At 60.4% G+C, this 12,240-nt stretch carries 10 protein-coding genes; 4 read left to right on the plus strand and 6 right to left on the minus strand.

Translation table 11 applies throughout. From position 1 onward, the window contains the following. The first annotated feature begins 28 nt into the window (after nt 1-28). The 3 genes from pstA to phoU all read left to right on the plus strand — a co-directional run bounded on the left by pstA (nt 29) and on the right by phoU (nt 3,692). Nucleotides 29-1,720, plus strand: coding sequence for a phosphate ABC transporter permease PstA (gene pstA, locus QCD60_RS11555; protein WP_279785381.1), 1,692 nt, complete (start codon nt 29-31; stop codon nt 1,718-1,720). Nucleotides 1,721-1,768: 48 nt separating this feature from the next. After that, a complete protein-coding gene (pstB, locus tag QCD60_RS11560; protein ID WP_104152884.1) occupies nt 1,769-2,596 on the plus strand; it encodes a phosphate ABC transporter ATP-binding protein PstB in 828 nt (275 codons plus the stop codon). A gap of 373 nt (nt 2,597-2,969) precedes the next feature. After that, nucleotides 2,970-3,692, plus strand: coding sequence for a phosphate signaling complex protein PhoU (gene phoU, locus QCD60_RS11565; RefSeq protein WP_279785385.1), 723 nt, complete (start codon nt 2,970-2,972; stop codon nt 3,690-3,692). 165 nt (nt 3,693-3,857) lie between these two features. Here the strand turns inward: phoU and QCD60_RS11570 are convergent, their stop codons facing one another. From QCD60_RS11570 to QCD60_RS11590, 5 genes are all read right to left on the minus strand, one after another. Beyond that, nucleotides 3,858-4,625 carry a UTRA domain-containing protein gene (locus QCD60_RS11570; protein WP_279785387.1) on the minus strand — a complete coding sequence of 256 codons (768 nt, stop codon included), beginning with the start codon at nt 4,623-4,625 and terminating at the stop codon, nt 3,858-3,860. Between the two features lie 193 nt (nt 4,626-4,818). Then, nucleotides 4,819-5,640, minus strand: coding sequence for a glutamate racemase (gene murI, locus QCD60_RS11575; RefSeq protein WP_279785390.1), 822 nt, complete (start codon nt 5,638-5,640; stop codon nt 4,819-4,821). A gap of 82 nt (nt 5,641-5,722) precedes the next feature. Next, nucleotides 5,723-6,862, minus strand: coding sequence for a hypothetical protein (locus QCD60_RS11580; protein ID WP_279785392.1), 1,140 nt, complete (start codon nt 6,860-6,862; stop codon nt 5,723-5,725). Nucleotides 6,863-6,992: 130 nt separating this feature from the next. Then, on the minus strand, nt 6,993-9,527 hold the full coding sequence (locus QCD60_RS11585; RefSeq protein WP_279785394.1) for an EAL domain-containing protein: 2,535 nt from the start codon (nt 9,525-9,527) through the stop codon (nt 6,993-6,995). Nucleotides 9,528-9,667: 140 nt separating this feature from the next. Next, nucleotides 9,668-10,564, minus strand: coding sequence for a LysR family transcriptional regulator (locus QCD60_RS11590; protein WP_279785396.1), 897 nt, complete (start codon nt 10,562-10,564; stop codon nt 9,668-9,670). Nucleotides 10,565-10,688: 124 nt separating this feature from the next. Here QCD60_RS11590 and QCD60_RS11595 point away from each other — a divergent pair, with 124 nt between their 5' ends. Beyond that, the gene (locus tag QCD60_RS11595) at nt 10,689-11,561 is read left to right on the plus strand and encodes a Vmh family MBL fold metallo-hydrolase (protein ID WP_279785398.1); all 873 of its coding nucleotides are present in this window, start codon (nt 10,689-10,691) and stop codon (nt 11,559-11,561) included. 93 nt (nt 11,562-11,654) lie between these two features. On the opposite strand, the gene QCD60_RS11600 is transcribed toward QCD60_RS11595, so the two are convergent. Continuing rightward, nucleotides 11,655-12,227, minus strand: a complete 573-nt coding sequence (locus QCD60_RS11600) for a carboxymuconolactone decarboxylase family protein (RefSeq protein ID WP_279785401.1) — start codon at nt 12,225-12,227, stop codon at nt 11,655-11,657. Nucleotides 12,228-12,240: the final 13 nt, after the last annotated feature.

The raw sequence follows: 12,240 nt of genomic DNA on the forward strand, positions 1-12,240 counted from the left end.
CGAGCAGCGGAAGGAAGCAAAGCGGTCGATGCGTATCTCCTGGAAACAATGGTCTCAATCCGGCGCCCCCTGGGTGTGGATCAATGCCGGTGCAGTGGCCATCAGCCTGATCATGGTACTGGGCCTGCTGGGGGTAATCGCGGTGCGCGGCCTTGGCCATTTCTGGCCCGCGGCGGTGATGCAGGCTGACTACATCAATGAAGCCGGACAACATGAAAGCCTGATCGGCGAGTCGGTCAGCACCGAGCTGGTCCCTGCCGCACGGCTGCGTGATGCCGGTGTGCCGCTCAATACCGACAAGACGGAAGTCTCCCGGACCCTGCTGAAGACCGGCAACCGCGACCTGTTCGGCGGCGATTTCCGCTGGGTGCTCAGTGATCATCTGCAGCAGATACGTTATCCCTCCCTGCTGATGACGCTGGAGCGTCGCGAATGGGGCAACTTTTATGGTCTGCCGCGGCAGCTGCTGGAGGGCGGCAAGCCGGTGGCCAGTTTCACCGGCAGTGACAGCAACCCGCAGAATGAGCAGAGCTGGCAGCGGTTGCAGCAGCATATCGAGCGATCACTGGCCATTCATCATCAGATTGTGCAAATCGAGAAGGTCGAGATCGGTGCCATCAATGCCCAGATCGAGCGCCTGCGTCTGCAGCAGCGCAGCCTGCAACTGCAGGGTGAAGCCTCACCGGCGGCACTGGCGGAAATTGATGTGGAGCGCGATCAGGCCCAGCGCGCCTATCAGCAGCTGCAGGACAAGCTGACCCGGCTCTATCAGCAGGCCAATCGCGATATCCTGGTGGTGGAAGCGGCCAACGGTAAACAGCTGAACATCGCACTGGACAAGATCGTCCGCGCTTATCGCCCCAATGCCATGCATCTGGGGCAGAAAATCAGTTTCTATGTCAGCAAGCTGTGGGAGTTCCTCAGTGCCGAGCCTCGTGAGGCCAATACCGAAGGCGGCATCTACCCGGCTATCTTCGGCACGGTGATGATGGTGATTCTGATGACCCTGTTCGTCACCCCCTGCGGCGTGATTGCCGCGGTGTACATGCGGGAATATGCCCGTCAGGGGCTGCTGACCCGTATTCTGCGCATCGCCGTTAATAACCTCGCCGGGGTGCCTTCCATCGTTTATGGCGTGTTTGGTCTGGGTTTCTTCGTCTATTTCCTGGGTGGCAGCATCGATCAGCTGTTCTTCCGTGCTGCACTGCCTTCCCCCACCTTCGGCACCCCCGGTCTACTGTGGGCGTCACTGACGCTGGCACTGCTGACGCTGCCGGTGGTAATTGTGGCTACAGAAGAAGGTCTGAGCCGGATTCCGCGCTCGGTGCGCGAAGGCAGTCTGGCACTGGGCGCAACCAAGTGGGAAACCCTGTGGCGGGTGGTTCTGCCTATGGCCAGCCCGGCGATGATGACCGGGGTGATTCTGGCCGTAGCCCGTGCGGCGGGCGAAGTAGCGCCGCTGATGCTGGTCGGGGTGGTCAAACTGGCACCGAGCCTGCCGGTGGACGGTAACTTCCCCTATGTCCATCTGGATCAGAAATTTATGCATCTGGGTTTCCATATCTACGACGTGGGCTTCCAGAGTCCCAATGTCGAAGCTGCCCGTCCGCTGGTGTATGCCACGGCGCTGCTGCTGGTGATAGTGATCGCCCTGCTCAACTTTGCTGCCGTCTCGATCCGCAATCATCTGCGGGAAAAATACCGGGCGCTGGAAATCTGAAGATTGTGGTGTCACTGCCGGGTGTGGCGGTGATCAGGAGAACCGTTGATGAGAAATGAAGCCCAGGCCATTCCGATCCGCACCGATATCAACAGTGCTGCCTATCTTGATCTGAGCCATGAAAAGGTGGCGCTGCAGGTAGAACAGCTGAAACTGTTTTACGGTGACAAGGAAGCGCTGCATGGCATCAATATGACCATCCCCAAGCACAGGGTGACGGCGTTTATCGGCCCGTCTGGCTGTGGTAAGTCGACCCTGCTGCGCTGTTTCAACCGGATGAATGATCTGGTGGAAGGCTGCCGTATCGAGGGGCGCATCCTGCTGGATGAGGCCAATATCTACGAGCGGGGCGTCGAAGTGGCGGAGCTGCGGCGGCGGGTCGGCATGGTGTTCCAGAAGCCCAACCCCTTCCCCAAGACCATCTATGAAAACGTCGCCTACGGTCTGCGTATTCAGGGCATCAACAAGAAACGTCTGATCGACGATACGGTGGAATGGGCGCTGCGCTCGGCCGCCCTGTGGGATGAAGTGCATGACCGGCTGCATGAGTCGGCGCTGGGGTTGTCCGGCGGTCAGCAGCAGCGTCTGGTGATTGCCCGCACCATTGCGGTGCGTCCTGAGGTACTGCTGCTCGATGAACCGGCTTCCGCCCTCGATCCTATCTCGACCCTGAAGATTGAAGAGCTGATTCATGAGCTGAAGGATCGCTTCACCATCGTCATCGTCACCCACAACATGCAGCAGGCGGCGCGGGTATCGGACTATACTGCCTTTCTGTATATGGGCGATCTGGTGGAGTACGACACCACCGATACGCTGTTTACCAACCCACGGCAGAAGAAAACCGAGGATTATATTACCGGCCGTTATGGCTAAGACCGTCAGCACGACCTGCTGCGCGTCGGCCAAACTGCGTTGAAAAGCCCTTCGGAATGCTCATTTAGAACAACTAAACTCCGCTTCCTCAGGGCTTTCGCCTTGTTTTGCTCTGGCTCGCGAGGTCGTGAGTACGATTTGCTGCGCGCATGGCCTCATGCAGCGGCACAAGGAAACTTTACACACATAAACGGGTCCATTTCACAGAACCGGTATGCTTTTTGCGCCACCTAAGGGAGCCGCCGTTCCTGATGGCGCAATGGTGAAAAATCACAATAAAAACAACGTAATGACCGTAAGCAAAAGGCTGTCAGGCATTGCGATGATCGGTTAACGACGAAGCCCTACTACCCGGCAACCTCAGGGGGAGACCATGCAATTGCAGGACATGCACTCCGACCATATCTCGCAACAGTTCAATGCGGATCTGGAAGCGATCCGCGGCCGGCTGCTGGCGATGGGCGGATTGATCGAGAAGCAGATTCAGGACGCCCTCACCGCACTGGTGGAAGGGAATACCGAACTGGCCCGTGTGGTGCGCCAGAATGAAAAGCAGGTCAACACCATGGATGTGGAGATTGACCAGGAATGTACCCGCATCATAGCCCGCCGCCAGCCCACCGCTTCTGATCTGCGGATGGTGGTGACCGCCTATAAGTTCTCCAGTGATCTGGAGCGCATGGGCGATGAGGCCAAGCGCATCGCCAAACTCACGCTCAAGCTGGCCGAAGATGGTCAGTCACCCCGTGGTTATGTGGAAGTACGCATGATCGGTAACCATGTGCTCGACATGGTGCGCAAGATCCTGACCGCCTTTGCCCGTTACGATCTGGCCACCGCTTATGACGTGGCCAAGGAAGACCGGCTGGTGGATCAGGAATACAAGTCGGCCACCCGCGCACTGGTGACCTACATGATGGAAGACCCGCGTTCCATTTCCAGTGTGCTGCACATGCTGTGGGTGCTGCGTTCGCTGGAGCGTATCGGCGACCATGCCCACAACATCGCGCAGTATCTGGTGTTTCTGGTCAAAGGCAAGGATGTACGCCACGCCGGGCTGGAAAGCTTCAGGAATGCGGTGGAAGGTAACCGTTAAGTCACTCTCTGCTGTACAAAACCAAGAGCCCGTCGGCTTTCACCGACGGGCTCTTTTATTTTGAATGGACAACACTACCGGGCGTCGACAACGTTACCGGGCATGGAAAATTTGCTCAGCATGGGAAGCTGCTCAGCATGTGTTCAGGCTCTTGCCGGTAGCGGCCTAACCTTTGGCGTGCACACTGATGCACAACGCATCATGCAGCCAGAACTCCTCATCAAACTCGATAAACACCCCTTCGCTGTTGCGGCTGATACGGTTGACGTACAGCCCGGCGGTACCGGGAGTGACACCGAGAATCCCGGCCTGGGGGTCGGTCAGGGCGGTGGGATACATGGTTACATGCTTGTCGGACAGTGACACGCCGTACTCATGACGCATCAGTTTCCACAGGGACTGGTTGAAATCGAAACGCAGCAGGCCCGGACAGACGGCCGGATTGACGTAGATGTTCTCGGTCAGAATGGCGCGGCCATCGATATAGCGGCGGCGCTGGATATGGTAGATCTCGCTGCCCTCTTCCAGCCCACTTTTCTGCGCCAGCCAGACGGGGACGGTCAGGCTGGTGGACTGCAGCGTCTCGGTGCGCGGTACGCCGCCCTGCTTGGTGACATAGTCGGTGAAGCTGACGTCGAGGCTGGGGTCGTAGATGATGCGCTCGGGGGAGACAAACCAGCCACGGCGATTGGAGCGGTACAGCTTACCCTCGGCTTCCAGCTGGCCCAGCGCCAGACGGGCGGTGACACGGGTGGTCTGGTACTGCTCGGACAGGGTGCGCTCCGATGGCAGGCGGCTGTGGGCGCTGAGCTGGCCGGTGGCAATCTGCGCGGCAATGCGGTCACGCAGTTGCAGATAGAACGGAGTACGGCTGTTCTCGGTATCGTCGGCGCTCGCACTCGCTGCGTCGCGCTGTCCCTGTGAAGTGCTCAAGATGTGCCTTCCTGCAAAATGTGCCTTCTTGATAGTCAGTAAAAGCCCGCCGCCGCAGGGCTGGTAGGCTGCCAGAGGTGGCAGGCCGGGCGTTGCGGGCATGGTATAGGCCAGTCTGTGACAGTTTGATGATGGTCCGGGCAGGCCATTTCAAGGTGATCAGCCCGTTCCCAGACAGAGCGTCAGCAGGTGGTCAGGACGACCAGTGGCGGATATCCGGCGCCCCGTTGTCCTGCCACAGCTGTGGAATGATAAAGCGTGCCTGCTGTATCGATCCTGAGGTCCAGAAAGCGACCTGACCCCGCGCCGTGTTGCTGCTGAGAAGATGCTGCTCGGCCAGACGGCGCTGCAACTCCCGCACCACCGCCGGTGCCGGATCAATGATCCTGACCTGCTGGCCAGCGCTGGCCTGAATCAGGGAAACCAGAAACGGATAGTGAGTGCAGCCCAGCACGATGGTGTCGGCCCCCTGCTGACACAGCGGCTGGACGTAATCGTCCACCATCTGCTGCAGCTCGGCGCTGTCCAGCTCACCGTTTTCGACCCGTTCCACCAGCCCCGGACAGGGCTGGACCAGAATGGTGGCGGCACTGCTGAAACGCGCGACCAGACGGTTGAAGTTGTCACTGACGACCGTACGACTGGTGGCCAGTACTCCGACCACCCCGGAGCGGGTCTGGGTAGCAGCCGGTTTGACCGCCGGTTCCATGGCAATAATGGGAATACTGAAGCGCTCGCGCAGCGCGCTGGCGGCGGCACCGGTGGCGGTATTGCAGGCGACGACAATGGCCTTTACCCCCTGCGTCAGCAGAAACTCACACACCGCCATGCTGCGGGCGGTGACGGCGGCCTGACTCTTGTCGCCATAGGGCGCATGGCCGGAATCACCGACATAGAGCAAATCTTCATGGGGCAGCTGGGCGCGGATTTCACGCAGCACCGACAGACCGCCGACCCCGGAATCAAACACACCGATGGGCAGACGGGAGGCATTGGGAGCCGTGGACGCGGTCATGGCGACAGGACCTGCTACAGATAGGGGAGTCAACATAGGGCGCCTATGATGCCATTTCCGCTGATGGGGAAGAAGCCTTCTGTCAGCCGCTGCTCTCTGCCCGACGTGGCTCGGCCGCTGACGGTACGCTAGCGGGGGCCGTCTGCCCGGCCAGCAGGCGCTGACAGACCTGCTGGTTGTCGAAGTAACGTGAGTGAATGCGGGCCGCAAGGCGATCGGTGAGGGTACCACTGGCACGAATGCTCAGCTGCTCGATGCGGCGATCATCCAGCCTGTCCACATCGGCTCCGGTGGCCAGCCAGTCAGCCGGTGAGGTGATGTCCAGCCACTGCAGCAGATCGTTGCGTTGCATGCATTTGCTCTGTTCCTCCAGCAGCCAGGGTACCCGCTTGTGCAGTAACTCCAGTGGTGAGCCAAGGGTAAACAGTCTGATACCGGGGTTCACGCTGAGTGGCAGATCGGCCAGTACATCAATCGCAATGACGGTGCCAAAGCTGTGGGCCACCAGGGTGATACGCTGATAAGGGCGCAGCTGGCCATCACTGTCGGCCACACTGTCTGCCAGGGCCAGATAACTGCGTATTTGCTCCCTGACCCGGCGAATGATCTGCAGCCTTAACGCCGGGGTGTCTGGCCCTGCTGCTTCTTCGGCCGTATAGCGTTTGCTGAAGTCCATGGCGTCCACCACGGAAGTCACCGGCAGCACGCCCATCAGCAGGGTCACCAGCGCCCAGAGCTTCCAGCTGCCCATGGTGCTGAGGATACCGTCCAGCCAGTGACCGAGCAGGGCCGTGCTGTTGTCGCTGCTGTTGACCAGTGCCTGGGCGAACAGCGCCAGCGTGCTGTAATACCAGAACACCAGCATCAGCCCGGACAGCAGGATCGACAGGGTGAGATATTTACGTTGCCACCAGCCCTGCCAGACCGGCGACAAGCCCCAGTAGAGAAACAGGGACAGGCCACGTTGAATGCGGGTGGACAGCGGTTGCTGGGACAGGCTGGGTACCATGTCGTTCCAGTAGGCCTCGACCACATCCAGCGTCAGTGGCTGGCCATCACGCTGACCACTCAGGCGACACAGGTCCTGCGGTAACTGCGGATCATCTGTACGGTTGAGCAGCACCTGTTCGGAGGCCATGCACAGGCCGCCACAGAAACTGTCCCGTTGTTGGTATTTGGCAGCACGGCCTATACCGGGCAGCAGTATCACCAGCTCACGCATGAGGTGTTCCTCCGGAGTGTTCAGGCAAGGACCCGGAACGTGACCATGCTCTCAGCGTGAACACGTTCCGGGTGAATACAGCTTATGCCTGACAAGGGTAGCTCAGTGGGTCTGGGCTGCCAGCCGGTTTTCAGCCATGACGGACAGCGGCTGCCCGCCACTGCTGCAGCCATTGCTGCAGTTCTGCTGCAGGTACCGGGCGGGAGAACAGATAGCCCTGCCCGACCTGATAGCCCTGCTGGCGCAGAATCTGCTGCTGGCCTTCTTCCTCGATCCCTTCTGCCACCACGATCAGGCGCAGGCTCTCGCCGATACGCATGACGGCCTCACTGAGGGCGCGGGCGGTGGCATCGCTTTCCAGATCACTGACAAAGCTGCGATCAAGCTTCAGCTCATGAATGGGCAGACGGCGCAGGTAGCTGAGGCTGGAATAGCCGGTGCCAAAGTCATCCATGGCCAGATTGACCCCCTGCGAGTGAATGGCATCAAGGGTGGTCAGGGTGCTCGGGTGGGTATCCATCAGCACGCTTTCGGTGATTTCCAGCGTCAGGTCCTGGGGCTGCAGCTGGTGGTGCTGGAGGGTATGGGCGATCTGCTGAGGCAAGTCCAGATTGTGGAAATCGGACGGTGACAGGTTGACCGAGACCGCCGGTATCTGCAGCCCCTGCCGGCGCCAGGCAGCCAGTTGCCGGCAGGCTTCCTGCACCGCCCAGTGGCCGAGCTGGCCGATCAGGCCGCACTCTTCCGCCAGCGGAATAAAGCGGGTGGGGGGAATGCTGCCAAACTCGGGGTGCTGCCAGCGTGCCAGCGCCTCAACGCCATACAGGCTGCCATCGGCCAGATTGATCTGGGGCTGGTAATGCAGTTGCAGGCCACCGTTGTCGAGGGCATCGCGCAGGGCATTTTCCAGCGCCATACGCTGCTGCGCCTGCTCGTTCAGCTGGTGGCTGAAATAGCTGACGTGGCCCCGGCCCATGCTCTTGGCCTGATACATGGCCATGTCGGCACGATGGATCAGGCTTTCCATATCATGGCCATCATTGGGGAACAGGCTGATGCCAATGCTGGCCGAGGGGATCAGTGTGGTGCTGCCGATGCTGAACGGCTGGCTGATGCGGCTCTTCAGCTGCTCCACCGCTTCCGCCAGTGCCTGAGCGCTGTAGCGCGGCAGGACCATGACAAATTCATCGCCTGACAGCCGGCCGACGATATCGACATGGCGCAGGTTTTCTGTCAGCCGCTGAGCAATCACCCGCAGCAGCTCATCACCAGCAGGGTGGCCGAGGGAGTCGTTGACCTGCTTGAAGCGATCCAGATCAATAAACAGCACGGCAATGCTGTCGCCATGATGCTCAGCCGTGGTCAGCGCCTGATCGGCACGGGCATGCAGCAGGCTGCGGTTGGGCAGTTTGGTCAGGCTGTCATAGAACGCCAGCTGGCGAATATGGGCACGGGCTTCCTCGCGCTCCAGCGCCAGTGCGCAGAGGTGGGTACTGACCTCCACCATGCGCTGATGCAGCGGGTTGGGGCCGCGACACTCACGGTAGTAGAAGGCAAAGGTGCCCAGAATACGGCCACTGCTGGAGCGAATTGGCGTCGACCAGCAGGCTTTCAGGCCGTGGGGCAGTGCCAGATGTTTGTAGGGTGTCCAGTACGGATGGCTGGCAATATCGGTAACAATCACCGGCTGGCCGATAAAGGCCGCGGTGCCGCAGGAGCCGACTCCTTCGCCGATGGCCACCCCTTCCAGCGCCTTGTTGTACTCCGCGGGCAGGCTGGGGCCGGCCAGTGGATGCAGCCGTCCCTGCTCATCGACACGCAGGATGGAGGCAATGACTTCCGGCGCCAGATGCTCCACTTCACGGCAGACGGTATTCATCACCGTCTCCAGCGGTTCTTCGCGGACCATGGCCGACAGCACACGGTTCTGCAGCAGTTCATGCATCTTCGACTGGGTGATGTCGGTCAGCACGGACAGGGTATTGAGCAGCTGGCCTTGTTCATCCAGCACCGGATTGGTGGTGACGCTGCACCAGATGCGCCGGCCATCACGGGTATAGATCAGCTCTTCGGCGTGAAACGGCTGGCCTTTGGCCAGCTGATCATGCAGGGCATCGACCTGCTCCTGTTCGGCATAGGGGGCAATGATGGAGGTGGGGATGGCTCCGAGCATCTGGTTGCTGCTGTAACCGAACATCTGGCTGAAACCATCATTGATGTACAGGGTGCGCCAGCGGCCGTCAGTGATGATGATGGCGTTGTCGGTGCGGTCGGTCACCATCGACAGCAGCTGCAGGTGCTGGTCATTGTCGTAACCCTGCACGGTGGCTGCCTGGCGCAGATGGCTGTCGAGCGGCGTGATAAAGACGGTAAAGATCGTCTGGCTGTCCTGCACGGCGCGGCTGACGCGGATACGCCCGCGGCGTACGATGCCGGCTATGTTGAGGCTGATGTCCCGGGGGGCCGCCGTCAGTTCATCGACCGCAGGCAGACCAGCAGGCCACAGTGCGGCCAGTGGCTGGGCCAGTACTGTCTGGCGCGGGCAGTCCCAGAAGCGTTCAGCAGCAGCATTGAAGAGCAGCACCCCATGACCATCGGTGACAATGACCGCGTCACTGAGTTGTTCCAGGGTACTGACAAATAAGTCCGGCAGTTGTGTGGGCATGACGATCAATCCATGGTTGCCAGAATGGCAGAGGCAAGCTGGCCTCAGTTTAGAACGTTCTTATGCACTGTGTGGGGTTAATTGGTCTGATGTTGCCACCCGTCACACCAAATTCTGTCCGCAGACCATCGTGAACCTGTTTACTGCCACAGAGGCTCTGCTGCCATTCGGGTCAGCAGAAAGTCGAGAAAACTGCGTAGCAGCGGCGTCATCTGGCGGCGGTGGCTATAGACCCCGTAGATACTCATGGTCATTGGTGCCCAGTCCGGCAGCAGGCGAATCAGCTGGCCACTGGCCAGCAGCTGATGAACGGAGTACAGCGGTTGCAGGCTGATGCCCTTGCCCTTGAGGGTAGCCTGCAGCAGCAGATTGGCGTCGTTGGCGCTGAGATGACCGCTGACCGCTACACTGGCGGGCCCCTGCTCGCTGGCAAACTGCCACAGACTCTTGCCGACGTAGCTGTGGGTCAGGCAGTTGTGACTGGCCAGATCCTCCACCCGTTGCGGCAGCGGATGTTGCTGCAGATAGTCGGGGCTGGCGCAGATCACCGAGTGACAGGTACCCAGACGTCGCGCTATCAGATTGGGGTCGAGTTCATTGGTGATGCGCAGGGCCAGATCAATCCGCTCTTCCACCAGATTGACAGTTTTGTCCAGCTGCAGGATGTCGATGGCGGTGCCCGGCCAGCGGGCCAGATACTCGCTGGCGGCATCGCATAGCAGCGCGGCGGCCAGCGAGTAGCTGCAGGTAATGCGCAGCAGCCCTTTCGGTGCCTGCTGCTGACGGGCACCGATGTCACCCAGCTCCTGCTCCAGCGCCAGCATATCCCGCGCCCGCTGTAATGCCTGTTCTCCTGCGTCGGTGAGACTTTGCCGGCGGGTCGTGCGCTGCAGCAGGCGTGAACCCATCCAGTGTTCCAGCTCGGCCAGATAGCGTGAGGCCATGGCCCGCGACATATCCATGCGCTCGGCGCCGGCAGTGAGGCTGCCCTGCTCCACCACGGCAACAAAAACCTGCAGTGCGGTCAGTCGGTCCATAGGATTCTGATATCCGATTTGCTCTGTAATCGAGCAAGTTTAGTCAAAGTTATGCGGTATTTGCTCGATCAGTTGATCAATAGACTGGTGCACATCGATCTCACCTACCTGTTGGAGTTCTGTTATGCAGCCGTCCGTGTCCCGGTGTTTCCTTCCTTCTGTCGCGCTGAGTGGCGTATTACTGGCCTCCGCAGCGACGGCCGCCCCCTTGCAGGTGCAGGTTTACAATCCCGCTGACAAGGGCATCTTCCCGGTCAGCTCGGAGCTGGTCAGTGGTGAACATGAAGCCATTCTGGTGGATGCTCAGTTCGGCGTGGCCGACGGCGAGGCGCTGGTGCAGATGATCAAAGCCAGTGGCAAGCAGCTGAAGCTGATCTATATCAGCGGTGGCGATCCGGACTATTACTTTGGTCTGCAACCGCTGGTCGAGGCCTTTCCCGGTGTGAAAGTGGTGGCCAGTCAGCGGGTGGTGGAGCATATCGAGAAAACCAAGGATGCCAAACTGGGTTACTGGGGGCCGATCCTCGGCGCGCAGGCACCGAACCGTCTGACCGTGCCTGAGGTGCTGAACGCCACCACCCTGACGGTGGATGGGGAAGTGCTGGAAGTGAAGGAGATCAATACCGCCAATGCCTACCTGTGGGCGCCATCGATCAGGACGGTGCTGGGTGGGGTGCTGGTCACCGCCGGGCAGCACGTGTGGATGGCTGACAGCCAGACCCCCGCGGTGCGGCAGGCCTGGGTGGAGGCGCTGGATGGCATGCTGGCGTTAAAGCCGCAGCGCGTCATCCCCGGCCATTTCTATGGCGCTGAGCCGGCAGGCACGGCGGCTGTCAGCTTTACCCGCGACTATGTGCTGCATTATGAGGCGTTGCTCGGGCAAACCTCCGGTTCGGCACAGCTGATCGATCAGCTGAAGCAGGACTACCCGCAGTTGCCAGCCGATGATGGTCTGGTGATTGGCGCCAAGGTCAATAAGGGCGAGATGAAGTGGTAAGTCCTTGCTTACCTAAACAGTCAGGGGGCTCAGGCTCAGTGCCGTGCCCCCTGCTGTTTGGGAGCGTGTTGTGAAGCAGACCGACCCGGGCCGTCAGGCCTGGGCTGGTTCACTGAATGGCAGCGGATGGTCGCCCTGCGGGCGCATGGAGAAAACGTTCAGGGTCATGGCGACCAGAGCGTAATAGCCGAATATACCGACCAGTTCTACCAGCGCGGGCTCGCCGAAGGTCGCCACGCCCTGCTGGTACAGGGCGTCGCTGACCCGACGGGTATCGTACAGTTGCTGGCCGATGGCATAGATCAGCGCTTCTTCCGCATCGCTGAACACGGGGGGCTGTCCCTGCCGCAGGGCATCCACCACCTCGGCAGAGAGACCGGCCTTGAGGGCAATGGGCTCATGGATCAGCCATTCGGCCTGTGACTGCCAGCGGCTGGCCGTCAGCAGGATGGCCAGCTCCGACAGACGGGTCGACAGCCGGGTATGGTAGCGACAGAACGCGCCCAGCTGCTGGGCGGGCTGGGCCAGTCCGGGGCTGTGAATCCATGCGAGGAACGGACCATCCAGATTGCCACGGGGGCCGGACAGAATATCCTGCAGTACCTGTTGCTGAGCCGGGCTCAGCTGCTCATCGGCAATCGGGGTAAGACGGGATTGCATACTCATGGGGTCTGTTCTC

Source organism: Pokkaliibacter sp. MBI-7, assembly GCF_029846635.1.
Classification (GTDB): Bacteria; Pseudomonadota; Gammaproteobacteria; order Pseudomonadales; family Balneatricaceae; genus Pokkaliibacter.